The organism is Sphingopyxis terrae subsp. terrae NBRC 15098 (genome assembly GCF_001610975.1).
In the GTDB taxonomy this organism is placed as follows: domain Bacteria; phylum Pseudomonadota; class Alphaproteobacteria; order Sphingomonadales; family Sphingomonadaceae; genus Sphingopyxis; species Sphingopyxis terrae_A.
Genome location: NZ_CP013342.1, coordinates 2,412,449 through 2,438,038 on the forward strand (window position 1 = coordinate 2,412,449; position 25,590 = coordinate 2,438,038).

A 25,590-nucleotide genomic window follows, 5' to 3' on the forward strand; every position below is an offset into this window, starting at 1 on the left:
AGGAGTTGTTCTAGTTCCCCATGTCCGACGATGAATTCTACCGCATCAAGCGCCTGCCGCCCTATGTCATCGCTGAAGTGAATGCGATGCGAGCGGCCGCGCGTGCCGCGGGCGAGGACATTATCGACCTGGGAATGGGCAACCCCGACTTGCCGCCGCCGCAGCATGTGATCGACAAGCTGTGCGAGGTTGCGCAGAAACCCGACGCGCACGGCTATTCGCAGTCGAAGGGCATTCCGGGGCTGCGCCGGGCGCAGGCCAATTATTATGCCCGCCGCTTCAACGTCGATCTCGATCCCGAGACCGAGGTGGTGGTGACGATGGGGTCGAAGGAAGGGCTTGCCAGCCTCGCGACCGCGATCACCGGCCCGGGCGACGTCGTGCTGGCACCGAATCCTAGCTATCCCATACACACCTTCGGCTTCATCATCGCCGGTGCGACGATCCGCAGCGTGCCGACGACGCCGGACGAAAATTACTGGCGCGCGCTCGACCGCGCGATGGCGTTCACCGTGCCGCGTCCGTCGATCCTGGTCGTCAACTACCCGTCGAACCCGACCGCCGAAGCCGTAGATCTCGCTTTCTACGAGCGGCTCGTCGCCTGGGCGAAGGAAAACAAGGTCTGGGTCTTGAGCGACCTTGCCTATTCGGAGCTTTACTACGACGGCAATCCGACCCCCTCGATCCTGCAGGTGCCGGGCGCGAAGGATGTGGCGATCGAATTCACCTCCATGTCGAAAACCTATTCGATGGCCGGGTGGCGCATGGGTTTCGCGGTCGGCAACAAGCGGCTGATCGCGGCGATGACGCGCGTCAAATCCTATCTCGATTACGGCGCCTTCACCCCGATCCAGGCCGCGGCCTGCGCCGCGCTCAACGGGCCGCAGGATATCGTCGCGAAGAACCGCGAGCTGTACCAGAAGCGCCGCGACGTGATGGTCGAAAGCTTCGCGCGCGCCGGCTGGGATATTCCGAGCCCGCCCGCCTCGATGTTCGCCTGGGCGCCGCTGCCACCCGCGCTGAAAGAGATGGGCAGCCTCGAATTCTCCAAGCAGCTTCTGACCCATGCCAAGGTCGCGGTCGCCCCCGGCGTCGGCTATGGCGAGGACGGCGAGGGCTATGTCCGCATCGCGATGGTCGAAAACGAACAGCGCATCCGTCAGGCGGCGCGCAACGTCCGCAAGTTCCTCCAGATGCATGGTGTGAACACGCCGTCGGTCGCGGCAGGATAGACGCGATGTTCGAAGGGGCGCCGACAATCGCCCAGACGATCCAGTTGTCCGTCGCGCCGGTGTTCCTGCTCGTCGCGATGGGCAATTTGCTCAACGTCTTCACTGGCCGCCTCGCGCGCGTCATCGACCGGTCGCGCAAGCTGACCGAACGTCACGCGACGACGACGGGCGTCGAACATAGCCGTCTGGTCGAAGAATTGCGCGTGATCGCGCGCCGGATGCGCGTCATCAACACCGCCATCCTGTTCGCCGTATGCGGCGGGCTGGTGGTGTGCATCCTCGTGTCGCTGCTGTTCCTGCAATATACGGCCGGCTTCCATCTCGGCGTCGCGGTATCGCTGGTCTTTGTGCTGGCGATGCTGTTCCTGCTGCTCTCGCTCGGCATGTTCCTCTACGAAGTGCGCCTCGCGACGCACGCCATATTGATCCCGACCGAATATCTCGAGCGTAACTAGCGTCAGGGCGTAACGCTGGCGCGATAGGTTGGCGCTACGCGTTTGCGGCTTGCCTGTTCATAGGCATATCCGGCCGCCAGAATATCGCCGTCGCTCCATTTGGGGCCGATGAAGGAGAGGCCGATGGGCAGCCCTTCGACCGCGCCCATCGGGACGGTGAGGTGCGGATAGCCGGCGACGGCGGGAAGCTGGCTGACGCCGGGGCCGGTATAATGGTCGCCGTTGACGAGATCGGTGGTCCAGGCGGGGCCATTGGTCACGCCAACCAGCAGGTCGGCGCCGCTTTCGCGCAGCAGCCGGTCGATGCCGTCCGGTCCCGCTAGCCGCGCCGTCTTGGCCTTGGCGTCACGATAGAGCTCGCTGTCGAGGCCGCCCTTGCTTTCGGCAAGTTCGAACAGTGCCTGGTCGAACCAGCGCATCTCGGCGGGCGTCGCCTTGTTGAAGGCGATCAGGTCGGCGAGCGAGCGCGGCGCGCCCTTCCCGGGTAGCCCGGCCAGATAGGCGGCCATGTCGGCCTTGAGTTCGGTCATCAATATCTCGAACTCGGCATCGCCCAGGCCGTCGAGGCCGCTACGGCTATCCTTGATCTCGACGATCGTCGCACCGGCGGCGCGCATCGTGTCGAGCGCGGCATCGAACAGCGCGCCGATGTCGGCGCGGCCGCCGATGCGATCGCGCAGCACGCCAACCGTCTTGCCGCGCAGCGCGTCCGGCGACAGCGCGGCGGCAAAGTCACGGCGGTGCGCGTCGGCCTCTGCCGTCGCCGGGTCGGCGGGATCGCTGCCCGCCAGCACCGACAACAGCGTGGCCGCGTCGCGCACCGTCAACGTCATCGGTCCCGCCGTATCCTGACTGTGGCTGATCGGGACGACAAGACTGCGGCTCACCAGGCCGACGGTCGGTTTGAAGCCGACCACGCCGTTCATGCCCGCAGGGCAGGTGATCGATCCGTCGGTCTCGGTCCCGATCGTCAGCGGCGCAAGGCTGGCCGCCGTCGCTGCACCGCTGCCCGCCGACGAGCCGCATGTGTTGCGGTCGAGCGCGTGCGGATTGCGCGTCAGTCCGCCGACGGCGCTCCAGCCGCTGGTCGCGTCGTTCGAGCGGATATTGGCCCATTCGCTGAGGTTGGTCTTGCCCAGGATCACCGCGCCGCCTTCGCGCAGCCGCGCGACCAGCGGCGCATCGCGGCCGGTGATATTGCCTTTCAGGGCCAGCGAACCGGCGGTCGTCGCAACCGGCCCCGCCGCCTCGATATTGTCCTTCAGCAGCACCGGAATCCCGTGCAGCGGGCCGCGCACATGCCCCGCCTTGCGCTCCTGATCGAGCCGATAGGCCTCGCTCATCGCGCCGGGAAACACCGCGATCACCGCGTTGAGTGTCGGGCCCGCCTTATCGATATTCCGGATACGCTCGAGATAGGCGGCGGTAATGACCTCGCTGCTCGTTTCGCCCGCGGTCATCTCCGCCTGCAGAGTCGCGGCATCCTTGCCGGCGACATCGGGAAGCGGCGGCGGCATGGCGGCGGCGGGGACGGAGGCGAGCAGAGCGGCTGTCAGCAGCGAAATTTTTTGCATGGCGCGAATGCTGGCAGCCGTAACGGCAATTGCAAGTGCCATTTTACGCTGTGCCGCCCCGGCGTTGACAGGGTGCGGCCGGGTCTGCACCTTCGCCCCCATCGGGAGAGAAAAATGTCGGAAAAGCCAGCTCTTGCCCTTGGTGCAGGGTCGCAAGCATCAACCAGCGTCGCCGCGAAAACGCGCACGATGCTGTGGGTGCTCTTGATCGTCTATATCCTCAATTTCCTCGATCGGCAGATCGTCAACATATTGGCCGAGCCGATCGCACGCGATCTCAAGCTGTCCGATTCCGACATCGGCCTGATGACGGGATTGGCCTTCGCGCTCTTTTACACCTTCCTGGGTTTGCCGATCGCGCGTTATGCGGACCGTCCCTCAACCAATCGCGTCGGGCTGATTTCGGTGTCGCTGGCGATCTGGTCGGGGATGACCGTGCTGTGCGGCATGGCGCAGAATTTCGTCCAATTGCTGCTTGCCCGCATCGGCGTCGGCGTGGGCGAGGCCGGGTGCACACCCGCGGCACATTCGCTCATCACCGATGCCGTCGAACCCGCCAAACGATCGTCCGCCATTGCCTTTTACGGGCTCGGGATTCCGATCGGCAGCCTCCTCGGCCTGATCGTCGGCGGCATCGTCAATGATCTTTGGGGCTGGCGTGTCGCCTTCATGGTCGTTGGCGTGCCGGGATTGCTGCTTGCCTTCATGGTCCCGATGTTCATCAAGGAGGTACGCGCGCGGGGCGCTGATGCCGCTGCGACGACGGGCGCGAGCGGCGCCCTGTCGATCGGGCAGGCGCTGCGTGAAGTGTTCAGCACCCGGGCCTTCGTCTACATCGCGATCGCGGCGTCCTTCACCGCCTTCCTGGGTTATGGCAAAGGCGTCTGGGCGCTGATCCTGTTTCAACGATCGCACGGGCTGAGCGCGGGCGAAACCGGACTTTTGCTGGGCGTCGCGCTGGGCATCGCGGGCATTTTGGGAACATGGCTCGGCGGCTATTTCGCCGACCGGTTCGGCAAGACCGACCGCCGCCACATGCTCACCACGCCGGCGATCGGCATGGCGGTCGCGGCGCCGATCCTGTTTCTGGGCTACGCCGTCACCGAATGGCATGTCGCGATCGCGCTGCTGTTCGTGCCGACCGTGCTCAACGCCGCATATTACGGCCCGACCTTCGCCTGCGTCCACGGGCTGGTGCAGCCCGAGGCGCGCGCGATGGCCAGCGCGGTGATGCTGTTCCTGCAGAATCTGATCGGCCTCGGACTTGGCCCGCTCCTTTTCGGCATGGCGTCGGAAGAGCTCAAGCCCACCCTCGGCACCGAAAGCGTCCGCTATGTCCTCTATGGCGCGGCGTGGCTCGGGCTGATCCCGGCTTTCTTCTTCTGGCGCGCCAGCCTGCGGCTCGGGAAGGAGCTCAAATCGGGTTAGAAGGGCGGCGGCGCTTGTTCGCGCTGCGCCTTCGCGGCGTCGGTCCACCAGGCAAGGTCGTCGGCGAAGCGCGGAAAGGCCCGTGCCAGCCGCTCGCCGTCCTCGCCCGCAGGCCCGCCGTCGGCATCGAAAGCACCGCCGATGCGCGCGAGGCTGAGCGGGGTCGCGGTGACCACCATGCCCATCGCGCCAAGCGTCGTGCGCCACGCGGTCGCGGCGCGGATGCCGGCGAAGGGGCCAGCCGAATAAGAGGCGATGGCGGCGGGGCGCCACGCGAATTGGGGAAGATAATGGTCGACCAGATTCTTGAGGCCCGGTTGCAGCCCGCCATTATAATCGCCGGTCACGAAGACGAAGCCGTCCGCCGCGGCGATCCGGTCGGCGAGCGCATCCATCGCGGCGGGGGCCTCGCCCGCTGCGAAATCGCTGTGCCGTCGGTCGAGCATCGACAGATCCACCGCCATCGCATCGACCAGTTCGGCGCGGTCGCCGCGCGCAGCAAGGGAATCGACGATCCAGCGGGCAAGCTTGATGCCCTGCCGGTCGCGGCGATAGCTTCCGTAGAAGACCAGGATAGTGCGGCTCATCGGCCGACCGTGCCACGCCGCGCCGCCGAACGAAAGCGCGTCTTGCGCCGCACCGCGCGGCAATTCTAGAGTGATCGGGACCAAGGGGGGGATTATGCGGGTTTATCGTACACCGGACGAATGTTTTGCGGGCCTGACCGACTGGCCTTTCGCGCCGCGATATACCGAGATCGCGGGCGGCCTGCGCGTCCATTATGTCGACGAGGGCGCCGCCGATGCACAGCCGGTGCTCATGCTGCACGGCGAGCCGACGTGGAGCTATCTCTACCGCCACATGATCGGTCCCGCGGTGCGCGCGGGCTTCCGGGCTGTTGCGCCCGACCTCATCGGCTTCGGTCGCTCCGACAAGTCGCTCGACCGGTCGGCCTACAGCTATGCGCAGCAGGTCGCGTGGATGCGCGCCTGGATCGAGGCGCTCGACCTTCGGAACATGATCCTCGTCTGCCAGGATTGGGGTTCGCTGATCGGGCTGCGTCTGGTCGCCGAAATGCCCGAGCGCTTCGCGGGTGTCGCGCTGTCGAACGGCGGACTGCCCGAGGGGCAGGCGGCGCCGCGCGCCTTTGCGATCTGGCGCGCCTTTTCGCGCTACAGCCCGCTGTTCCCGATCGGCCGGATCGTCAATGCGGGAACGAAGCGCCCGCTCAGCGCCGAAGAAATCGCCGCTTATGACGCGCCCTTTCCGACGCGCGCGTCGAAGGTCGCAGCGCGCATCTATCCGTCGTTCGTGCCGCTGGGCGACAATGTCGCGGTGCCCGATCAGAAGCGCGCATGGGCCGCGCTCGAACGCTTCGACAAGCCCTTCCTCTGCTGCTTTTCGGACGGCGACCCGATCACGCGCGGCGGCGATGCCCTGTTCCTCGGCCGCGTGCCTGGAACCGCCGGCATGCCGCACCGCACGTTGAAAGGCGGGCATTTCATCCAGGAGGATGACCCGGCGGGCTTCGTTTCTGCAATCGAAGCCGTCGCCGCGGCGGGGCGCGGGGTGTCAGCCGGGTAGCGGTAGCACGCGGCTCTGCTTGACGACGCCGTAGGCCAGGCTGGTGTCGATCGACGCGATGCCGTCGATCGCGTGCAGCCGTTCGCGCACGAAGCGCTCGTATCCGTCGAGGTCGGGTGCGACGACACGCAACAGATAGTCGATATCGCCCGTCATCAGGAAGCAATCGAGAATATCGTCGATGGCGCCGATCGCCCGCTCGAATGCCTGCACGGTCGCCTGATCATGCTTGCTCAGCCGGATGCCGACGAACACGGTGATCGGATAGCCCATCGCCTTTTGATCGACGAGCGCGGCATAGCCGGTGATGACGCCGCGCTCTTCGAGCAGACGAACCCGGCGCAGACAGGGCGACGGCGACAGGTTCGCCGCCGCGGCCAGATCCTGATTGCTCAGTCGGCCGTCGTGCATCAAGGCGCGGACGATCTGGTGATCCTTGCGATCCATGGGGCAGTCCTTGGCAGAATGTTCCAATATACTTGCTGCTAGTGGCATATATTGGAAGCACCTGCCACCGGCCATTTGATACAAGCGGCGCTCGTTCACCGCAGGAGTCGCGCCCGTCATGTCGTCCTTTCCGCTTTCGGGTTTTGCGACCCGCGCCATTCATGCCGGCTATGACGCAAAGGCCAATGACGGCGCGCTGGTGCCGCCGCTGCATCTGTCGTCGACCTTCGTATTCGAAACCGCCGAGGCGGGCGCCGAGATTTTCGCCGGCGAGCGCGAAGGATATTTCTACAGCCGCATCGCCAATCCGACGGTCGACCTGCTCGAACGGCGCATGGCCGCGCTCGAAGGCGCGGAAGCCGCCGTCGCGACGGCGTCGGGGATGGGCGCGATAACGGCGGTTTTCTGGTCCTTTCTGAAGCCCGGCGACGAAATCATCGTCGACCAGACGCTGTACGGCTGCACCTTCGCCTTCATGCGCCACGGCCTTGCGCGCTTTGGCGTCCGCGTCACCCATGTCGATCTGACCGATCCGGCCAATCTCGAAGCCTGCATCTCCGACGCGACGAAGATCGTCTATTTCGAGACCCCCGCCAACCCGAACATGCGGCTGGTCGATATCGCAGCGGTGTCGGCGATCGCGCGCGACCATGGCGCGCGCACCGTCGTCGACAACACCTATGCGACCCCGGTGCTGACGCAGCCGATCACGCTCGGCGCGGATATCGTGGTGCATTCGGCGACCAAATATCTGGGCGGGCATGGCGATCTGGTCGGCGGCATCGCGCTCGGCACTGGCGCCGATATGCAGCAGGTGCGTCTGGTCGGGGTCAAGGACATGACCGGCGCGGTGATGGCGCCGTTCAGTGCCATGCTGGTGCTGCGCGGGCTGAAGACGTTGAAGCTGCGCATGGCGGAACATTGCCGGTCGGCCGCGGCGATTGCGGCGACGCTGAACGATCACCCGGCGGTCGCTGCGGTGCATTATCCGGGGCTGGCATGTTTCGCCCAGCATGATCTGGCGCGGCGGCAGATGCCGGGTTTCGGGGGCATGATCGCCTTTGAACTGAAGGGCGGCTACGCCGCGGGCGTGGCGATGATGAACCGGCTGGCGCTTGTCCAGCGCGCGGTGTCGCTCGGCGATGCCGAAAGCCTGATCCAGCATCCGGCGAGCATGACCCATTCGACCTACACTGCAGAAGAACGGCGCGCGCACGGGATCGCCGACGGGCTCGTGCGCCTGTCGGTGGGACTCGAGGAGGCCGACGAAATCGCCGCCGATCTGACGCAGGCGCTCGATGCAGAGGTCAGCGCGTCCGTCGACGCCTGACCGCTTGTCGCGGCGTCAGTCGCTGAACGGATCGCGGATCAGGATCGTGTCTTCGCGCTCGGGGCTCGTCGATACGAGCGCGATGGGGGTTTCGATCAGTTCCTGCACGCGCTGGATATATTTGATTGCCTGCGCCGGCAGGTCGGCATAGCTGCGCGCCCCTGCGGTCGATTCGCTCCAGCCGTCCATCTCTTCGTAGATCGGTTCGACCTCGGCCTGATCGGCGGCGTGCGCCGGGAAATAGTCGAGGATCTTGCCGCGCAAACGATAACCGGTGCAGATGCGCACCTTGTCGAAGCCGTCGAGCACGTCGAGCTTGGTCAGCGCGATGCCGGTGACGCCCGACACCGCGCAGCTCTGACGCACCAGCACCGCGTCGAACCAGCCGCAGCGGCGCTTGCGTCCGGTGACGGTGCCGAATTCATGCCCGCGTTCGCCGAGTCGCTGGCCGGTTTCGTCCTCGAGTTCGGTGGGGAAGGGGCCGCTGCCGACGCGGGTCGTATAGGCCTTGGCGATACCGAGCACGAAGCCGACGGCTGACGGGCCGAGGCCCGAGCCGCTGGCGGCAGTGCCGCTGACGGTGTTCGAGCTGGTGACGAAGGGATAGGTGCCGTGATCGACGTCGAGCAGCACGCCCTGTGCGCCTTCGAACAGGATGCGTGCGCCCGCCTTGCGGACCTTCTTCAGCCGCTTCCACACCGGCTGGGCATATTCGAGCACGAAATCCGCAATCTCGGCGAGGTCGGCCTTCAGTCGCTCGCGATCGATCGGCGGCTCGCCGAAGCCGGCACGCAGCGCGTCGTGATGCGCGGTCAGGCGGTCGATCTGCGGATCGAGCTTGTCGAGATGCGCAAGGTCGCACACGCGCAGCGCGCGGCGGCCGACCTTGTCCTCATAAGCCGGGCCGATGCCGCGGCCCGTCGTCCCGATCTTGCCCGCGCCCGCCGCGGTTTCGCGCAAGCCGTCGAGGTCGCGGTGAAAGGGCAGGATCAGCGCGCAATTGTCGGCGATCGCGAAATTTTCCGCATTGATCTCGACGCCCTGGCCGCGCAGCTTGGCAATTTCGTCTTTCAGCGCCCAGGGATCGAGCACGACGCCGTTGCCGATGATCGACAGCGTGCCGGTGACGATGCCCGACGGAAGCAGCGACAGCTTGTAGACCTGTTCGCCGACGACCAGCGTGTGACCGGCGTTATGGCCGCCCTGAAAGCGGACGACCGCGTCGGCGCGGCTGGCGAGCCAGTCGACGATCTTGCCCTTGCCCTCGTCGCCCCACTGCGACCCGATGACGGTAACATTTGCCATGACGCTGTCCTGCTGAACGGGGCCCTTTCGACCCGGCGCGGCCTTAGCGGATTTGGCTGTCGAGGCAAGGGCGAAGGCCGTAAAATCGTGCCGCGCCGCGCCGATCGCGGCTGTTACATCTTGTCATAACATCGCGGTGCGCGGTCACATCCTCGCGACAATTGCAGGCTAGTGACCCGACGGACAGCATGATGACGGAGGCGATGATGACGCGGCGATTTTCGACCGGATGGGCCGCCATGGCGGCGTTTGTCGCGGCGAGCCTGATGGTGCCGGGCCCCCTCGCCGAGGCGCGGGAACGGCTGCGCGAGCGGATTGCCGAACGCATGGCGGAGCGCATGGGCGCCGATGCCGGGGCAAAGGTCGCGGGCAGCGAAACGATCGCCTATGGCCGCGGTCCGCTCCAGACGCTCGACATATGGCGCGCAAAGGGCGCGGCCGGTCCGGCGCCGCTGATCGTCTTCGTGCATGGCGGCGGCTGGAAGCGCGGCGACAAGGACAATGCGACCGGTCAGTTCAAACCCGAACATTATCCTGCCGAGGGCTATGCCTTTGCGTCGATCAACTACCGCCTTGTCCCCGCCGCGACGGTCGAGGAGCAGGCGGCCGATGTTGCGGCAGCGGTGCGGGCGATCGTCGACCGCGCCGATGCGCTGGGCATCGACCGGCATCGCATCGTGCTGATGGGGCACAGCGCGGGTGCGCATCTGGTCGCGCTGGTCGGCACCGACCCGCGCTATCTGAAAGGCGCCGGCCTGTCCTTTGCCGATATTGCTGGTGTCATACCGATCGACGGGGCGGCCTATGACGTGGCGGCGCAGATGAAGGACGGGCCGCAAATCATGCAGTCGACCTATACGCAGGCCTTCGGCACCGATCCGGCGCGCCAGCGCGCGCTGTCGCCAACGGCGCAGGCGGCGGCACCCAACGCCCCCGCCTTTTTGCTGCTGCACGTCCAGCGGCCCGACGGCGTGCGCCAGGCCAGGGCGCTCGGCGCCGCGCTCGATGCCGGCGGCAGCCGCGTCGCGTTCGGCAGCTTTCCGGGCGAAGGATTGAAGGGCCATGCCGAGATCAACCGCCGCCTCGGCGATCCGTCCTACGCGGCGACCGCGACGGTCGACGCGTGGCTGAAGCGGGTATTCGGGCGATAGCTTCTGGGAGGCGACCAACCGCTCCACGCCTTCCAACATTTCGTGATCCCGGACTTGATCCGGGATCCATTCACGCAGTGCCGGAATAGTGGATCCCGGATCAAGTCCGGGATGACGAGGGGAGAAGGGGCCGCTACGGTCGGGATCGCCTCTGCGCGGAGCCGTTTCTCGCAAGGCCGGTGAACTGCGGGCTTGCCGATGCCCGCCAACGAGGCGCCAATGACCGATCCCGACGCACCCTATCACGCGCATATCTATTACGACCCTGCCGAGCGACCGGCAGCGGCGACCTTGCGCGACGCCTTCGGTGCCGATCCTGCAATCCTGTTTGTCGGGGCCATGACCGATGGCGCGGCCGGGCCGCATCCGATCGCGCAATATGAGGTGCATTTCCTTGCGCGCCATCGCGCCGCCGTCGTGAAGGCGATCGAGGCGACGGGGCTGCGCGCGCTCGTTCACCCGCTCACTGACGACGATCTCGCCGATCACACCCGCCTTGCGCACTGGATCGGCGAGCCGATCGAGCTCGACGTGACCGTACTCGACCCGCCGGGCGTCAACCAGGGGATTCCGCGTTTCGGCGTTTCGGATTTTTAAGCGGCAACTGGCCCTTCGGGGCCGAGCGTGAAGCCGCAGCCGAGCCGCGCCGCTTCGTCGGCATCGGTGAGCGCCGCGACCGTTTGCCATCCATCCGCGCGCAGGCTGGCGGCGAGCGCCGGATCGTGGCCGAGCGGCAGGAATATCCGCCGATCGCTGTCGCGCTCGACGCCCAATCCTTCGTCGATCAACGGGTCGGGGTAGAGCGAAAAGCCCACCGCTGGTTCTTCCTGATCGTCGCCGACCGGGATCGCATAACCGCCGCCGCGGCCGATTGCGTCGCCCTGGCCGGGAACGAAGATCTGGAAGCCGAACCAGCTTTGATAGGCAAAGCCGTGACGTTCGGTCGGATCGAGGGTCAGATCGGCGCGGCCGCGGATCGGCGCCGCGATTTCTTCCAGCGCGTCGATACGACTGGTGAGTACGCCCGCGGTGTCGAACGCGCGCAGATCGGCGATCGCGCGGTCGAAAGGCCCCGTCGCGCGCAGCAACGGCAGATAGGCTTCGGCTCCGATGCGCGCGAGCGCGCCGGCATCCTTGGCGTCGAGTTCGTCACGCAGCATCTGCAGATCGGCCGTAATGGGCAGCGGACCGGCGGCGAGCAGGTCGACGACATCGGGCAGGGTGAAGTCGATCGTAACCCGGCCGATACCCGCCGCATCGAGCGCGTCGATCGCGACCGATACAATCTCGCGCGCGGCGGCGACGCTGTCGCTGCCGATCAGTTCGGCGCCGACCTGCAGCATTTCGCGCGCCGGGCGGAGCTGGCTCGCGCGCAGCTTGACCACCTGGCCAGCATAGCACAGGCGCAGCGGCCGCGGCGCATGCCCGAGCAGCGAGGTTGCGATGCGACCGACCTGCCGCGTGATGTCGGGTCGCAGCGCGAGCGTGCGCTGCGACACCGGGTCGGTGAAGCGGAGCAGATCGCGCGCGGCGCGTTCGTCATTGCCGCCCAGCGTTTCGCGAAATTCGGCGAGCGGCGGCGCAACGCGGCCATAGCCGTGCGCGCGCATCGCATCGACGAGCGCGCGGGTCACGCGCGACGCGGCCTCGGCCTGCGCGGGCAGGCGGTCGCGAAGGCCTTCGGGCAGCAGGGCAGGGGCCTTGGTCATCATTGGGCCTTAGGCTGGCAGCGATAAGGTTTCAACGCCGCGCATGGGGTCGTTCGCGCCGGGCCGGACCGACATACCAGAGGGGAGAGAGCCTGTGAGGCATCGCGGCGTCGGCCCGGCGCAAACCGGTCAAGGGAAAGGAGCCTTAGAACTTCAGTCCCTTCACCATCTTGACGCCGGGCAGCTGGCAGACCTGCCACAACAAAGGTTCGGGCATGGCCGAGTCGAGGCTGAGCAGCAGCACCGCCTCGCCCCCGGCGGCGCGGCGGCCGAGGTGGAAGGTGCCGATGTTCAGCCCCGCATCGCCCAGCGTGCTGCCGATACGACCGATGAAGCCGGGCGCGTCCTCGTTGACGATATAGAGCATGTCGCCGTCGAGATCGGCCTCGACCTTGATGCCGAACATTTCGACGAGGCGCGGTTCGTTGTTGCCGAACAGCGTCCCCGCGACCGAACGGTCGCCGGCTTCGGTGGCGACGGTGACGCGGACGAGGGTGTGATAATCGCCCTCGCGATCATGGCGCACCTCGCGCACGTCGAGGCCGCGTTCGCGAGCAAGATGCGGCGCGTTGACCATGTTCACGCTGTCCGAATAACGGCGCATCAGCCCGGTCAGGACCGCGGCGGTGATCGGCTTCAGGTTAAGCTCGGCCGCCGCCCCCTCGACCTCGATCGAGATGGTGGTGAGGTTGTCGTGGGCGAGCTGCCCTACCAGACTGCCCAGCTTTTCGGCGAGGCTCATATAGGGGCGCAGCTTCGGCGCCTCCTCGGCCGACAGGCTGGGCACATTGAGCGCGTTGGTAATGCCGCCGGTGAGCAGATAATCGGAAAGCTGTTCCGCTACCTGGATGGCGACATTGACCTGCGCTTCGTCGGTCGATGCGCCGAGGTGCGGCGTGCAGATGAAGTTCGGCGTGCCGAACAGCGGATGATCGGCGGCCGGCGGTTCGGTCTGGAACACGTCGAGCGCCGCGCCCGCGACATGGCCGCTGTCGAGCGCCTCCTTCAGCGCCGCCTCGTCGATCAGGCCGCCGCGCGCGCAGTTGATGATGCGCACGCCCTTCTTGGTCTTCGCAAGATTTTCCTTCGACAGGATGTTGCGCGTCTGGTCGGTCAGCGGCGTGTGCAGCGTGATGAAATCCGCCTTGGCGAGCAATGTGTCGAGATCGGCCTTTTCGACGCCGAGCTCTATTGCGCGCTCGGGGGTCAGGAACGGATCGAAGGCGACGACCTTCATGCGCAGCCCCAGCGCGCGCTCGGCGACGATGCTGCCGATATTGCCGCAGCCGATCAGGCCCAGCGTCTTCGACGTCAGTTCGACCCCCATGAAGTCGTTCTTCGGCCATTTGCCTGCTTGCGTCAGCGCATTGGCCTCGGGAATCTGGCGCGCGAGGGCGAACATCATCGCGATCGCATGTTCGGCCGTGGTGATGCTGTTGCCAAAGGGCGTGTTCATCACGACGACGCCCTTCTTCGACGCCTCGGGAATGTCGACATTGTCGACGCCGATCCCGGCGCGGCCGACGACCTTCAGGTTCGTCGCGGCGGCGAGGACGTCGGCGGTGACCTTGGTGGCCGAGCGGATCGCAAGGCCGTCATAGGCGCCGATCATCGCGATCAGCTCGTCCTTCGTCTTGCCGGTGATGACATCGACGTCGATGCCGCGTTCCTTGAAGATCGCGGCGGCTTTGGGATCCATCTTGTCGGAAATCAGAACTTTGGGTGCGGTCATTTCGGTAGCTTTCAAAACTCCGTTCGTCCTGAGCTTGTCGAAGGACAGTGCTTCTCTTGGGCGTCGGAAAATAAGAGCGGCCCTTCGACAAGCTCAGGGCAAACGGAAGAGGGGAGGCGTCAGGCCTTGAGCGAGGCGTAAGCCCAATCGAGCCAGGGCCCGAGCGATTCGATATCGGCGGTGTCGACCGTCGCGCCGCACCAGATGCGCAGCCCCGGTGGAGCATCGCGATAGCCGGCGATGTCATAGGCCGCGCCCTCGGCTTCGAGCAGCCCGGCGAATTTCTTGATGAAATCCGCGTCGGCCCCAGCGACCGACAGGCACACCGACGTCTTCGATCGGCTGGCGGGATCGGCGGCGAGATGGCTCAGCCATCCGCGTTCGGCGACGATCGTGTCGAGCGCCGCGGCGTTCGCATCGCTGCGCGCCTTCAGCCCGTCGAGACCGCCCAGCGACTTCGCCCATTCGAGCGCAAAGATCGCGTCTTCGACCGCGAGCATCGAGGGGGTGTTGATCGTCTCGCCCTTGAACACGCCTTCGGCAAGCGCGCCCTTCGACATCAGGCGGAACACCTTGGGCAGCGGCCAGGCCGGCGTATGGCTTTCGAGCCGTTCGACCGCGCGCGGACCCAGGATCAGCACGCCATGCCCGCCTTCGCCGCCGAGCACTTTCTGCCAGCTGAAGGTCGCAACGTCGATCTTGTCCCACGGCAGGTCATAGGCGAACACCGCGCTGGTCGCGTCGGCGAAGCTCAGCCCCTCGCGGTCTGCCGGAATCCAGTCGCCGTCGGGAACGCGGACGCCGCTGGTGGTGCCGTTCCAGGTGAAGAGCACGTCGTTCGACCAGTCGACCTGGCCCAAATCGGGAAGCTGGCCGTAATCGGCGCGGATCACCGTGGGATCGAGCTTGAGCTGCTTGGCGACATCGGTGACCCAACCTTCACCGAAGCTCTCCCAGGCCAGCGCCGTCACGGGGCGGGCGCCCAGCATCGTCCACATCGCCATTTCAAAGGCGCCGGTGTCCGATCCCGGCACGATGCCGATGCGGTGCGTATCGGGCAGGCGCAGCATCTCGCGCATCAGGTCGATGCAATATTGGAGGCGCGTCTTGCCGATCTTCGCGCGATGCGAACGGCCGAGCGATTCGGTGTTGAGCTTTTCGGGGGACCAGACCGGCGGCTTCGCGCACGGACCGGAGGAAAAATAAGGACGCGCAGGCCGTGCCTGCGGTTTACGCACTTCAGTCATGTCAGACTCTCCTTGCAGAGAGCTCGCGCGGCGTTGGGACCGCGTGGCCCGGCGCCGCGTTTAAGGCGGTGCGCGCAACTGTCAAACAAAATGCGCGGGACGTGCGAAATTTCCGGCAAGCCGCGCCAAAGCTTTACGCCCTGTTAACCAAGATGTCGGTAAATTGACGCCATGCCGATCCCGCCGTTCCTGAAGCCCCGGATCCTGGTCGCCGCAACCGCGGCGCTGACGCTCTCGGCCTGTTTCAGCACCCCCGACGTGATGAAGCGGAGCGATGCCAAACGCCCCGCCGCGACCAAGCAGCAGCGGCCGCAGACGATCGGCGCTGCATCCTTCAGCAGCCCCGAGGCGCAGCAATGCGCCTTCGATCTCAAACAGGCGGGGGTGCGCTTCACGTCGCTGCCCGATCAGGATCATGGCGGCGGCTGTACCTCGATCGATTCGGTCAAGCTGCTCGACATCGGCACCCCGGTGTCGAACCTCGGTCCGATGACCTGTCCGCTCGCGAAGAATTTCGCCGCCTGGGCGCAATATGCCGTCCGCCCCGCGGCGCGGAAATTCTTCGGGCAAGAGGTGGTGAAGATCGAAACCTTCGGCACCTACAGCTGCCGCAACATCTATGGTGGCCGGTCGGGCCGTCTGTCGCAGCACGCCTATTCCAACGCGATCGACGTGTCGGGTTTCGTCCTTGCCGACGGACGCCGGATCATGCTCGATGGCGGATGGAAGGGCGACCGGGCGTCGCAGGACTTCCTGCGTGCGCTGCACAGCTCGGCATGCCGCCGCTTCGGCACGGTGCTCAGCCCCGATTATAACGCCGCGCATTACAATCATTTCCACATGGACATGAGCGGCAACGGCTTCTGCCGCTGACCAAGCCCGCGCGCGGGCGTCTTGGCAAAGTCAACCGAAGCGGCTAGCCGTCCGCTAATGACAAAAGATAAACAGACCCATCGTTCGCGTTTTCACAAAGCCAAAGACGACGCCCAATTCGCCCAGCAGGCGACCTCGACCCCGCAGACCGCAAGCGAAGCCTATAAGCTCGCATTTCAGGATACCGACTTCCTGCTGCGCGAAGACCTGCGTCCGGTGCGCTTCCAGCTCGAACTGCTCAAGCCCGAACTGCTGCTCGACGAAGCGAAGATCGAATCGACGCTCGTCATCTACGGCTCGGCGCGTATTCCCGAACCCGATCAGGCGGACGGCCTTGAGGCCGCGGCGACCGACGATGCGTCGCGCAATATCGCGCGGCGTCTGAAGGCCAAGGCGCGCTATTATGACGAGGCGCGCAAGCTGGCGCGGCTGGCGAGCCAGGTTCCCGTCGATGCCAATGGCGATCGCAATTTCGTCGTCTGTTCGGGCGGCGGGCCCTCGATCATGGAAGCCGCCAACCGCGGCGCGGCCGACGAAGGGCGCGAATCGATCGGGCTCAACATCGTGTTGCCGCACGAACAGGCGCCAAACCGCTATGTCACCCCGTCGCTGAGCTTCCAGTTCCACTATTTCGCGCTTCGCAAGATGCACTTCCTGCTGCGCGCGCGCGCTGTCGCGGTCTTTCCCGGCGGTTTCGGCACCTTCGACGAAATGTTCGAGCTGCTGACGCTGATCCAGACTGGCAAGATCAAGCCGATCCCGATCGTGCTGTTCGGCAAGCAGTTCTGGAACCGCGTCGTCGATTTCGAGGCGCTGGTCGAAGAGGGCGTGATCAGCGCCCGCGACCTCAAGCTCTTCACCTTCGTCGAACATGCCGAAGAAGCCTGGGACGTCATCCAGAGCTTCTACGCCAACGCCGATCATCACTAGGGCCAGGAACACCAAGGGCTTGGTCCCTGCGTAACGAACGCCGGACGGACCGGGCTATTTCGACTGGTCTTCGAGGTAGAGGATCAGCGCCTGGCGATCGGCAGCGTCGATGACCCCGGCAAAGGCCATGCGCGTGCCGGGGACGGTCTTCATCGGATCGGCAAGATAGATATCGAGTGCGGCGGCGTCCCAGACGCCGCCCTTTGCCTTCATCGCGCCCGAATAGGCAAAGCCCGGATGCGACGCGACCGGGCGGCCGACGATGCCGTGCAGGTTCGGGCCGATGCCGTTCGGGCCATCCTTGTCGATCGTGTGGCAGGCGGCACAGCGCTTGAAAATCTGTTCGCCCATCGCCGCCGTCGGCGCGACGGCAGGCGTTGCCGGAGCCGCGGTTTCGGCCACCGGTGCATCGCTCGCCGCCGTGTCCGCCGGCGGTGCGGCCTTGCCGCAACCGGCAAGCGCCAAAACGCCCGCCAGAAGGACGGGCGCGCGGCGCATTATTTCTTGGCTTCGGTGGGCGCGGCAGCCGCGCCTTCGGCCGGGGCGGCGGCCTTGTCGCCTTCGGCGGCCGGTGCCGCGCCATCCTTGCCCTCCGCCGGAGCGGCGGCATCGGCAGCCGGTGCCGCTTCGGGCGCGGGCAGCGGCAGGTTCGAACCTTGCGCGTTCAGATAGACGATCAGGTTGGCGCGGTCCTCGGGGCTCGACAGGCCGGCGAACGACATTTTCGTGCCTGGCGCGAACTTGCGCGGGCTGGTCAGCCAATGGTCCATCTTTTCGAAGTCCCAGTTGCCGCCGACGCTCTTGAGCGCGTCGGAGAAGGCGAAGCCTCCCTTGCCCTGGCCGATGGCTTCGCCCATCGTGCCGTAAAGATTGGGGCCGATACCGTTGGCGCCGCCCTGATTGATCGTGTGGCAGGCGGCGCATTTCGCGAACACCGCTTCGCCCTTCGCCGGATCGGCGGCTGCGAGCAGGTTGGGCAGCGGCACCGCCGCCGCGCCGCCGCCGCCACCGGCTTCGGCGTCTTCGATAGGAAATCCGGGCTTTTCAGGGGCATGGCTCGCACCCAGCATGCCGGTGCCGATCGTCAGGCCCAGCGCGCAGATACCGGCGAAGAGAGCCCAGCCGGCGATAGTATTGTTGCGGTCGTCCATGTCAGGCCCCGTTCGCTGGCGCCCATCCCGGGCGCATCGATTGATTTGGACGCTCCCTTACTTGGGCATGGGCGGGGGCGCAAGGGGATGAAATGTCCCGGCGGCATGCGCGCGGTCGGTTGCCTCGCCATCGCAGGGCCGCTATGCGCCGCGGCGCGGTTTTCTGGAAGGCGTTCATGGGCAGCTATTCGGCTTCGGCACAAAGACTGGTCGACACGATGACGGCGGCGGCGCTCGCCGATCCCGCGCGGGGGCTGGCCTTTCAGGGCGCGCCCGGCGCGAACAGCGACCTTGCGGCGCGCGAGTTCGACCCGCAGGCGCTGCCGCTGCCCTGCTACAGCTTCGAGGATGCGATCGAGGCGGTCCGCGACGGGCGCGTCGACCGCGCGATCATTCCGATCGAAAACAGCCTGCACGGCCGCGTCGCCGACATTCATTTCCTGTTGCCCGAATCCGGCCTGTCGATCGTCGGCGAACATTTTCTGCGCATCCGCCACGGATTGATGAGTCGCAATCTTGGCCCCGTCACGCGCGCGATGAGTCACGAACAGGCGCTGGGACAGTGCCGCCACTGGCTGCGCGCGCACCATATCTCGCCGATCGCGCATAGCGACACCGCGGGCGCTGCGGCCTGGGTTGCCGACAGCGACGAGGTCGGGCTCGCTGCCGTCGCGCCGCCGCATGCCGCCGATCTTTACGGGCTGACGCTGCACGAATCGGGCATCGAGGATGCCGATCACAATATGACGCGTTTTGTCGTGCTGGCGCGCGAACCGCTTGTTGACCTGCCTGCCGATGTGCCGCGGATGACGACCTTCATCTTCGAGGTAAAGAATATTCCGGCCGCGCTCTACAAGGCGCTGGGCGGCTTTGCGACCAATGGCGTCAACATGACGAAGCTCGAAAGCTATCAGGACGGCGGCAGCTTTGCCGCGACGAAATTCTATGCCGATATCGTCGGCGCGCCGGGCGAGGAAAATATCGACCGCGCGCTGGAGGAACTGGATTTCCAGACCAAGACGCTGCGTCTGCTCGGCACCTACCCGCAGGCGCGCGTCCGCGGTTGACCCGCCCTCAGGGTTCGCGGCGGGCCAGCGCGCGCGCCAGCGTCAGGCTCTGGATCACGAACAGCGTCACCAGAATGCTCGCCACGCCAAGCCCGAACAGGTCGAGCGGCGAGAAATGGCTGCCGAGAACGCGCTCGTCGCCGAGCGCAGGCATCGCGAGCGTCAACGCCATCAGCATCAGCCGCAATTCGGTCGGCCCGCCCGCAAGGTAGGAAAGGCGAAATTCGCCGACGACCTTCGCCGCAAGGAAAGTGTGGATCGACAGCAGAAAATAACCAACAACCCCCAGCAGCGCGACATCGAAGCGCAGGAAAGGGCTCATCCCCATGCTCGCGACCATCAGGAAGGTCGCGATCGCATCGACGCTATGGTCGACGAAATAGCCATAGGTCGGCCGCTCGATCTTGCGCCACCGAGCAAGGCTGCCGTCGAGCGAGTCGCCGAACCAGTTGACGACATAGCCGGCGAGCGACAGCGCCAGCCAGCCGCTGCCGAGCCAGCTCAACAGATAGCCGCTCGCGACCATCAGGGCGCCCGCAAAGCCGAGCGCCGTGAGCTGGTCGGGCGTTACCCAGGCGGGCAAACGCGCGCATAGCCAGTTGAGCAGGCGGCGCTCGCCACGCGCGAGGATATTCTGCTGGATACGCGTTGCCACCGGCGCGCGCTTGTCCGCATTGCTCATTGGATGTCCGCCTTTTCCGGCCCCATCACATGTCTGCGCCCTGTCATCAAATTGTCATAGGCTCCGCGCGGCGGCGCGCAAGCCTTAACCCGCGCGGCCGGGCGCAGGCGAAGCGCGTTTCGGCGCCCGTATCGCGCGGTCAGTGCGGTCTCAATCCTGCCAGGGGCCGATTTCGCCGACGTCGCCGACGGTGCGAAAGCGCACCGCGCCATCGACCCATGCCACTTCCCACAACGGTGCCGGGCGCGCCCATTCGCCGATCACGAACAGCGGCAGCCGGTTCGCGGCGACGAAGGCCAGATCGTCCGCAGTCGGTCCGGGAATGATCGTTTCCATCCGTTGGTGCAGCCGCACCACCGCCAGCGTCCCCGCCGGCGGCGCGGGCAGCGACTGCCGCGCCGGAAAGGCAAGGCTCGCCATGACCGCGGGATAGCCTTTGCCGTCGCGTGTAAGGAGCAGGATCTTGTCGGGATTGGCATAGGGCCCGCCAGTCGGCCGCCCTGCCACCTTGCGCCCGTCGATCGCCGCAAATTCGCGCAGATCCTGATCGGCGACGGGGGACGGGGCCGCCGTCTCGACGCCCGGGGCTGTGGCTGCAGGACCGGCTGCCTGCACCGCGAAAAACAGGAGCGCAGCGATCAATGCGCGTCGCCCCAGCTCTTGCCGGTTCCGACCTCCACCTCCAGCGGCACCGACAGCGTCAGGACCGGCTCGGCGGCGGCGGCCATCACGCGGCGGATCACGGCGCCGGCGGCTTCGGCCTTGTCCTCGGGTGCCTCGAAGACGAGTTCGTCATGGACCTGGAGCAGCATCTTCACCTCATCCAGCCCCGCCTCGGCGAGCGCTACGGGCATGCGCGTCATCGCGCGCTTGATGAGGTCGGCGCTGGTGCCCTGGATCGGCGCGTTGATCGCCGCGCGTTCGCTGCCCTGGCGTTCGTTCTGGTTCGCCGCCTTGATGCGCGGAAACCAGGTTTTCCGGCCGAACAAGGTCTCGGTATAGCCGCGCTCGCGCGCGCGCTCGAGCGTGCCCTGAATATAATCGGAGATGCCGGGGAAACGCTCGAAATAGCGGCTGATCAGCGCCTGTGCCTCGTCGGGCGTGATTTCGAGCCGGCCCGCAAGCCCCCAGCGCGAAATGCCGTAGAGGATCGAGAAGTTGACCGTCTTCGCCTTGGCGCGGGTGTCGCGATTGACCTCGCCGAACAATTCGATCGCGGTCGCGGCGTGAATGTCCTGCCCCTGCGCGAACGCCTCCTTGAGTTCGGGGACATCGGCCATATGCGCGGCGAGCCGCAGCTCGATCTGGCTATAGTCGGCGGCGATCAGCACATGGCCCGGCGCGGCGATGAAGGCATCGCGGATCTGGCGGCCGATCTCGCTGCGGATCGGGATATTCTGCAAATTGGGATCGGTCGACGACAGCCGCCCGGTCTGCGCGCCGACGAGGCTGTAGCTGGTATGGACGCGCCCGGTCTTCGCATTGATCTGTTGTTGCAGCGCGTCGGTATAGGTCGATTTGAGCTTGGCAAGTTGCCGCCATTCGAGGATCATGCGCGCGATCGGCACGCCGTCGCGTTCGAGCCGTTCGAGTTCATTCTGGTCGGTCGACCAGTCGCCCGACTTGCCCTTGCGCCCGCCCTTGAGGCCGAGCTTGTCGAACAATATCTCACCTAGCTGCTTGGGACTGCCGATGGTGAAGGGCTGTCCTGCCTCGGCATGGATCGCGGTTTCCATCCGCGCCATTTCCTGCGCGAATTCGCCCGACAGGCGCGCCAGATAATCGCGGTCGACCATGATGCCCGCGCGCTCCATCGTCTCGACGACGCCGGCAAGCGGCCGGTCGACCATCTCGTAGACGCGGGTGCCGCCTTCGAGCGGCAGGCGCAGCTTGAGCAGCCGCCACAGTCGCAGCGCGACGTCGGCATCCTCCGCGGCATATTCGGTCGCGCGGGCGAGCGGGACTTCGGCGAAGCTGATCTGCGATTTGCCGGTGCCGCACACCTCCTTGAACGACAGGCAGACATGGTCGAGATGCAGCTTTGCCAGCTCGTCGAGGCCGTGACCATGTTGGCCCGCATCGAGCGCGAAGCTCATCAGCAGCGTGTCGTCACAGGGCGCGACGCGGACGCCATGCTGCGCCAGCACGCCGATGTCATATTTCAGATTATGGCCGACCTTCAGCACCGCGTCGTCGGCGAACAGCGCGCCTAGGCGGGCGATGGCGTCGGCCATCGCAATCTGGTGGGGCTTTTCGGCGAACATGTCGGTGCCGCCATGGCCGAGCGGGATGTAGCAGGCCTGCCCCGGCGCGATCGCCATGCTGACGCCGACCAGCTCGCCGGTGACGCTGTCGAGGCTCGCCGTTTCGGTATCGATCGCAACGACATGCGCCGCCTTCGCCGCCGCGATCCAGCGGTCGAGCGCGTCGAGGTCGGTCACGCATTCATAGGCCGCGCGGTCGATCGCCGGCATGGCGGGCAGCACCGGCGTCGTCGGGCCGGTGGGCGCCGCCGCGGCGGGCGCAGCGCCGGCGCGCGGCAGCGTGGGCGGCCCACCGGGGGCAACGCCATTGTCGAGCTTGGCGGAAAGCGAGCGAAAGCCATGTTCGTCCAGAAACAGTTTGAGCGGCGCCGGCGGGATCGCGTCGAGCTTCAGACTGTCGAGCGTGTCGGGCAGCGGGCAATCGCGTTTCAGATCGACCAGTACGCGCGACAGTTCGGCCATCGCCCGATGCTCGATCAGATTTTCGCGCAGCTTCGACGCTTTCATCGTCTCGGCCCCGTCGAGCGCCGCGGTCAGATTGCCATATTCCTGGATCAGCTTGGTCGCGGTCTTGGGTCCGACCCCGCGCACGCCGGGCACATTGTCGACGCTGTCGCCCATCAGCGCGAGCACGTCGCCGACGAGGTCGGGGGAGACGCCGAACTTCTCGTGCACCGCGTCGATCCCCAGCCGGACATTCTTCATCGTGTCGAGCATGTCGACATGCGGTCCGTCGGCGGGTTCGCGGATCAACTGCATCAGATCCTTGTCGCTGCTGACGATGGTCACGTCCCACCCTTCGCGCACCGCGGCCTCGGCATAGGAGGCGATCAGATCGTCCGCCTCATACCCCTCCATCTCGATGCATGGCAGCGAAAAGGCGCGCGTCGCGTCGCGGATCAGCGGGAATTGCGGGCGCAGATCTTCGGGCGGCTCGGGACGGTTCGCCTTATACTGATCGTAAATCTCGTTACGGAACGACTGGCTCGAATGATCGAGGATGACCGCAAGGTGCGTCGGTCCGTCCGCGTCGTGCAGATCCTTCGCGAGCTTCCAGAGCATCGTGGTGTAGCCGTAGACCGCACCGACCGGCACCCCGTTCGGGTTCGTCAGCGGCGGCAGGCGATGATAGGCGCGGAAGATGTAGCTGGAGCCATCGACCAGATAGAGATGATTCTTCTGTGACATGGCGCGGGGTGTAGCAGGGGGAAGGAAGGCGGCCTAGCTATGTCGGGGTGCCGGGTTGGGAAAGGTCTGCTTTGGGGTAGGAAGCGGACAAAACTGAAAGCCGGCTGCCTTTAAAAAGAAGCGTGCCGACGAAATGATCCCTCATAACTTTTAATCGCGGCCGATAGTTCGCGCTTCCTTCGCGCCAATGTGCGGCTCCTTAGGAATGCGATTGCGGCGAAAGTCAGCCCTACGCTGCCGAAGGTGCCGTCAAATCGGTCCAGTTTCGAGTAAGAATAGGCTTCGCCGACAATACCGACAAGCGCCGTTGCCCATGCGGCCCAAATCATGAAGCGCTCTCGATGCCACGAAATCGACTCTTCTGGTCGGCCACTCCGAGGATTACTTACATAGCCCTCGAACTCGAACAATGATGTCACAATCTTGAACATGGCTTTGAATTAACCGGGACCACGCACGTCCGCAACCGGTCACAACCCGCGCCCCACTCACCCCGGATATCGGATCGCCAGCCTGTCCGCCGCCGCGACAGCGGCTGCCCGCGCGTCGTCAGTGGTGCCGCCCGCCACCTTTGCCAGTGCCACCCCCATGCGGCGATAGGGCCGCGTGACGGGTTTGCCGAAGAGGCGCGCGTCAACGGAGGTTTCGGCGTTCGGCGGCGTCAGGGCTTCGGCGAGGCCGGTGATCGCGAAATCACTTGCGTCGCGGTCGGCGAGCAGCACGGCGCTGGCGCTGGCTTGCGGCACGTCGACGGGCGGAATCGGCAATCCCAATATCGCGCGGGCATGAAGGTCGAATTCCGAATATTGCTGCGAAATCAGCGTCACCATGCCGGTGTCGTGCGGGCGCGGGGAAAGTTCGGAGAAGATGACATCGTCGCCCTTCACGAAAAATTCGACCCCGAAAATGCCATGGCCGCCGAGCGCATCGACGACCTTCGTCGCCATCGCCTGCGCGGCTTGCAGCGCCGCCGCCGACATGGCCGCGGGTTGCCAGCTTTCGCGATAGTCGCCGCGTTCCTGCCGATGTCCGATCGGCGGGCAGAAGGCGACGCCGTCCTTGTGGCGCACCGTCAGCAGCGTGATCTCATAATCGAAATCGATGAAGGCCTCGGCGATCACGCGCAGCCGGTCGCCGCGCATCCCGGCGGCCGCATAGTCCCATGCCGCGTCGATCCCGGCGGCGTCCTTCACCGTGCTCTGCCCCTTGCCCGAAGAGGACATCACCGGCTTCACGACGAGCGGAAAGCCGATCCGCGCCGCGGCGGCGGCGAGTTCTTCGCGGCTGGTGGCATATTCGAAGGTCGAGGTCGTCAGGCCCAGCTCGCTTGCGGCAAGGTCGCGGATCGCATCGCGGTTCATCGTGAGCTGGGCCGCGCGTGCCGAGGGGACGATGTGAAACCCTTCGGCCTCGAGTTCGGCCAGCACTTCGGTCCGGATCGCTTCGATCTCGGGCACGACATGGTCGGGGCGGTGCTTTTCGATCGCGGCACGCAGCGCGTCGCCATCGAGCATCGAGAAAACCTCGGCCTCGTCCGCGACCTGCATCGCGGGCGCGCCGGCGTAACTGTCGCAGGCGATCACATGGCAGCCGAGCCGTTTTGCCGAAATGACGAACTCGCGGCCAAGCTCGCCGGAACCGAGCAGGAGAATCTTTGCAGTGGGGGTCATTCAGGCCATCTTTCGGTATCGTGGTCGGGATGTTGATGATTGGTCGCCGCGATCGCCGCGACAAGATCGGCCATGGTTTCCTCGGTCGTGCCTTCGGCCTGGATCGGCAGATCGGCGAAGACGGGCAGGCGGGCCTCCAGCCCGAACTGGAAACGCGGCGCGAAACGGCTGGGGTCGTCGAACGATCCCGTCGTCAGATTGATATGCTTGCTCTCGAAATAATCGTAGAGCAGCGGCGTGCCGCAATCGGCGCAGAAGCCGCGCGCCGCCTTGTCCGAACTGTTGAAGGTCGCGGGCGTCCCGCGCGTCCAGACGATGGCATCGCGCGGAACACCGATCAGCGCGATAAAGAAATTGCCGGCGGCCTTCTGGCACATGCGGCAATGGCAGATATGCGACGTATCGAGCACCGCGCTGACGCGATAGCGCACCGCGCCGCACTGGCAGCCGCCGGAGGCATCGACCTCAAGTCGTTCGTGGCTGCCCATGATGCGTCACTCCCATGCAAATATTTATCGCTCCGTGAGGCGCCGATAAATATTTGAAAAAAAATTGGTCAGAGTTGACCGAC

At 65.8% G+C, this 25,590-nt stretch carries 25 protein-coding genes; 10 read left to right on the forward strand and 15 right to left on the reverse strand.

What is annotated here, in order from left to right:
• Positions 1 to 20 precede the first annotated feature (20 nt).
• Positions 21 to 1,232: an LL-diaminopimelate aminotransferase gene (locus tag AOA14_RS11575; protein WP_062901919.1), complete on the forward strand. Its 1,212-nt coding sequence runs from the start codon at positions 21 to 23 to the stop codon at positions 1,230 to 1,232.
• 5 nt (positions 1,233 to 1,237) lie between these two features.
• Entirely contained in the window at positions 1,238 to 1,687 is a 450-nt protein-coding gene (locus AOA14_RS11580) for a DUF2721 domain-containing protein (RefSeq protein ID WP_062901920.1), read from the forward strand.
• 2 nt (positions 1,688 to 1,689) lie between these two features.
• Here AOA14_RS11580 and AOA14_RS11585 read toward each other — a convergent pair whose 3' ends face one another.
• Positions 1,690 to 3,261 (reverse strand): amidase, encoded by a 1,572-nt coding sequence (locus tag AOA14_RS11585; RefSeq protein ID WP_238929640.1) that lies wholly within the window; start codon positions 3,259 to 3,261, stop codon positions 1,690 to 1,692.
• Positions 3,262 to 3,375: 114 nt separating this feature from the next.
• Here AOA14_RS11585 and AOA14_RS11590 point away from each other — a divergent pair, with 114 nt between their 5' ends.
• A complete protein-coding gene (locus tag AOA14_RS11590; protein ID WP_062901921.1) occupies positions 3,376 to 4,689 on the forward strand; it encodes a spinster family MFS transporter in 1,314 nt (437 codons plus the stop codon).
• Here the strand turns inward: AOA14_RS11590 and AOA14_RS11595 are convergent.
• The gene (locus AOA14_RS11595) at positions 4,686 to 5,276 is read right to left on the reverse strand and encodes an NADPH-dependent FMN reductase (RefSeq protein ID WP_062903132.1); all 591 of its coding nucleotides are present in this window, start codon (positions 5,274 to 5,276) and stop codon (positions 4,686 to 4,688) included. The two genes, AOA14_RS11590 and AOA14_RS11595, sit on opposite strands and share 4 nt — an antisense overlap.
• 94 nt (positions 5,277 to 5,370) lie before the next feature.
• Here AOA14_RS11595 and AOA14_RS11600 point away from each other — a divergent pair, with 94 nt between their 5' ends.
• Positions 5,371 to 6,273, forward strand: coding sequence for a haloalkane dehalogenase (locus AOA14_RS11600; RefSeq protein WP_062901922.1), 903 nt, complete (start codon positions 5,371 to 5,373; stop codon positions 6,271 to 6,273).
• Here AOA14_RS11600 and AOA14_RS11605 read toward each other — a convergent pair.
• On the reverse strand, positions 6,262 to 6,720 hold the full coding sequence (locus AOA14_RS11605) for an Lrp/AsnC family transcriptional regulator (protein WP_062901923.1): 459 nt from the start codon (positions 6,718 to 6,720) through the stop codon (positions 6,262 to 6,264). The two genes, AOA14_RS11600 and AOA14_RS11605, sit on opposite strands and share 12 nt — an antisense overlap.
• Positions 6,721 to 6,838: 118 nt before the next feature.
• On the opposite strand from AOA14_RS11605, the gene AOA14_RS11610 reads away from it, so the two are divergent.
• Complete coding sequence (locus AOA14_RS11610) at positions 6,839 to 8,050, forward strand: methionine gamma-lyase (protein WP_062901924.1); 1,212 nt, start codon at positions 6,839 to 6,841, stop codon at positions 8,048 to 8,050.
• Between the two features lie 15 nt (positions 8,051 to 8,065).
• Here the strand turns inward: AOA14_RS11610 and AOA14_RS11615 are convergent, their stop codons facing one another.
• Positions 8,066 to 9,355 carry an adenylosuccinate synthase gene (locus AOA14_RS11615; protein WP_003048950.1) on the reverse strand — a complete coding sequence of 430 codons (1,290 nt, stop codon included), beginning with the start codon at positions 9,353 to 9,355 and terminating at the stop codon, positions 8,066 to 8,068.
• 188 nt (positions 9,356 to 9,543) lie between these two features.
• Here AOA14_RS11615 and AOA14_RS11620 point away from each other — a divergent pair, with 188 nt between their 5' ends.
• Positions 9,544 to 10,506 carry an alpha/beta hydrolase gene (locus tag AOA14_RS11620; protein ID WP_238929641.1) on the forward strand — a complete coding sequence of 321 codons (963 nt, stop codon included), beginning with the start codon at positions 9,544 to 9,546 and terminating at the stop codon, positions 10,504 to 10,506.
• A 219-nt stretch (positions 10,507 to 10,725) separates the two neighbouring features.
• Positions 10,726 to 11,103, forward strand: coding sequence for a DOPA 4,5-dioxygenase family protein (locus AOA14_RS11625; protein WP_062903134.1), 378 nt, complete (start codon positions 10,726 to 10,728; stop codon positions 11,101 to 11,103).
• On the opposite strand, the gene AOA14_RS11630 is transcribed toward AOA14_RS11625, so the two are convergent.
• From AOA14_RS11630 to AOA14_RS11640, 3 genes are all read right to left on the reverse strand, one after another.
• Positions 11,100 to 12,215, reverse strand: coding sequence for an ATP phosphoribosyltransferase regulatory subunit (locus AOA14_RS11630; protein ID WP_202988483.1), 1,116 nt, complete (start codon positions 12,213 to 12,215; stop codon positions 11,100 to 11,102). The two genes, AOA14_RS11625 and AOA14_RS11630, sit on opposite strands and share 4 nt — an antisense overlap.
• A gap of 145 nt (positions 12,216 to 12,360) precedes the next feature.
• A complete protein-coding gene (gene serA / locus AOA14_RS11635; RefSeq protein ID WP_062901926.1) occupies positions 12,361 to 13,947 on the reverse strand; it encodes a phosphoglycerate dehydrogenase in 1,587 nt (528 codons plus the stop codon).
• A 119-nt stretch (positions 13,948 to 14,066) separates the two neighbouring features.
• Positions 14,067 to 15,194 (reverse strand): phosphoserine transaminase, encoded by a 1,128-nt coding sequence (locus AOA14_RS11640; protein ID WP_062901927.1) that lies wholly within the window; start codon positions 15,192 to 15,194, stop codon positions 14,067 to 14,069.
• A 171-nt stretch (positions 15,195 to 15,365) separates the two neighbouring features.
• Between AOA14_RS11640 and AOA14_RS11645 the strand changes: the two genes are divergently transcribed.
• Both AOA14_RS11645 and AOA14_RS11650 read left to right on the forward strand, forming a co-directional pair.
• Positions 15,366 to 16,067 (forward strand): extensin family protein, encoded by a 702-nt coding sequence (locus tag AOA14_RS11645; RefSeq protein WP_062901928.1) that lies wholly within the window; start codon positions 15,366 to 15,368, stop codon positions 16,065 to 16,067.
• A gap of 57 nt (positions 16,068 to 16,124) precedes the next feature.
• Entirely contained in the window at positions 16,125 to 16,997 is an 873-nt protein-coding gene (locus tag AOA14_RS11650) for an LOG family protein (protein ID WP_003048961.1), read from the forward strand.
• Between the two features lie 54 nt (positions 16,998 to 17,051).
• Here the strand turns inward: AOA14_RS11650 and AOA14_RS11655 are convergent, their stop codons facing one another.
• Positions 17,052 to 17,495, reverse strand: coding sequence for a c-type cytochrome (locus AOA14_RS11655; protein ID WP_062901929.1), 444 nt, complete (start codon positions 17,493 to 17,495; stop codon positions 17,052 to 17,054).
• Positions 17,495 to 18,148, reverse strand: a complete 654-nt coding sequence (locus AOA14_RS11660) for a c-type cytochrome (RefSeq protein WP_062901930.1) — start codon at positions 18,146 to 18,148, stop codon at positions 17,495 to 17,497. Before AOA14_RS11660 ends, AOA14_RS11655 begins: the two co-directional genes overlap by 1 nt.
• 176 nt (positions 18,149 to 18,324) lie before the next feature.
• On the opposite strand from AOA14_RS11660, the gene AOA14_RS11665 reads away from it, so the two are divergent.
• Positions 18,325 to 19,215 (forward strand): prephenate dehydratase, encoded by an 891-nt coding sequence (locus AOA14_RS11665; protein ID WP_062903135.1) that lies wholly within the window; start codon positions 18,325 to 18,327, stop codon positions 19,213 to 19,215.
• A 7-nt stretch (positions 19,216 to 19,222) separates the two neighbouring features.
• Here AOA14_RS11665 and AOA14_RS11670 read toward each other — a convergent pair whose 3' ends face one another.
• The 6 genes from AOA14_RS11670 to AOA14_RS11690 form a co-directional block, all read right to left on the reverse strand.
• The gene (locus AOA14_RS11670; RefSeq protein ID WP_062901931.1) at positions 19,223 to 19,897 is read right to left on the reverse strand and encodes a CDP-alcohol phosphatidyltransferase family protein; all 675 of its coding nucleotides are present in this window, start codon (positions 19,895 to 19,897) and stop codon (positions 19,223 to 19,225) included.
• 150 nt (positions 19,898 to 20,047) lie between these two features.
• Entirely contained in the window at positions 20,048 to 20,539 is a 492-nt protein-coding gene (locus AOA14_RS11675) for a hypothetical protein (RefSeq protein ID WP_062901932.1), read from the reverse strand.
• Positions 20,536 to 23,349, reverse strand: a complete 2,814-nt coding sequence (gene polA, locus AOA14_RS11680; RefSeq protein ID WP_062901933.1) for a DNA polymerase I — start codon at positions 23,347 to 23,349, stop codon at positions 20,536 to 20,538. The genes AOA14_RS11675 and polA overlap by 4 nt, the downstream gene beginning before the upstream one ends.
• Before the next feature lie 110 nt (positions 23,350 to 23,459).
• Positions 23,460 to 23,780, reverse strand: a complete 321-nt coding sequence (locus tag AOA14_RS19795; protein WP_202988248.1) for a hypothetical protein — start codon at positions 23,778 to 23,780, stop codon at positions 23,460 to 23,462.
• Between the two features lie 57 nt (positions 23,781 to 23,837).
• Complete coding sequence (gene purT, locus AOA14_RS11685) at positions 23,838 to 25,019, reverse strand: formate-dependent phosphoribosylglycinamide formyltransferase (protein ID WP_062901934.1); 1,182 nt, start codon at positions 25,017 to 25,019, stop codon at positions 23,838 to 23,840.
• Entirely contained in the window at positions 25,016 to 25,507 is a 492-nt protein-coding gene (locus tag AOA14_RS11690; RefSeq protein WP_062901935.1) for a GFA family protein, read from the reverse strand. Before AOA14_RS11690 ends, purT begins: the two co-directional genes overlap by 4 nt.
• Positions 25,508 to 25,590: the final 83 nt, after the last annotated feature.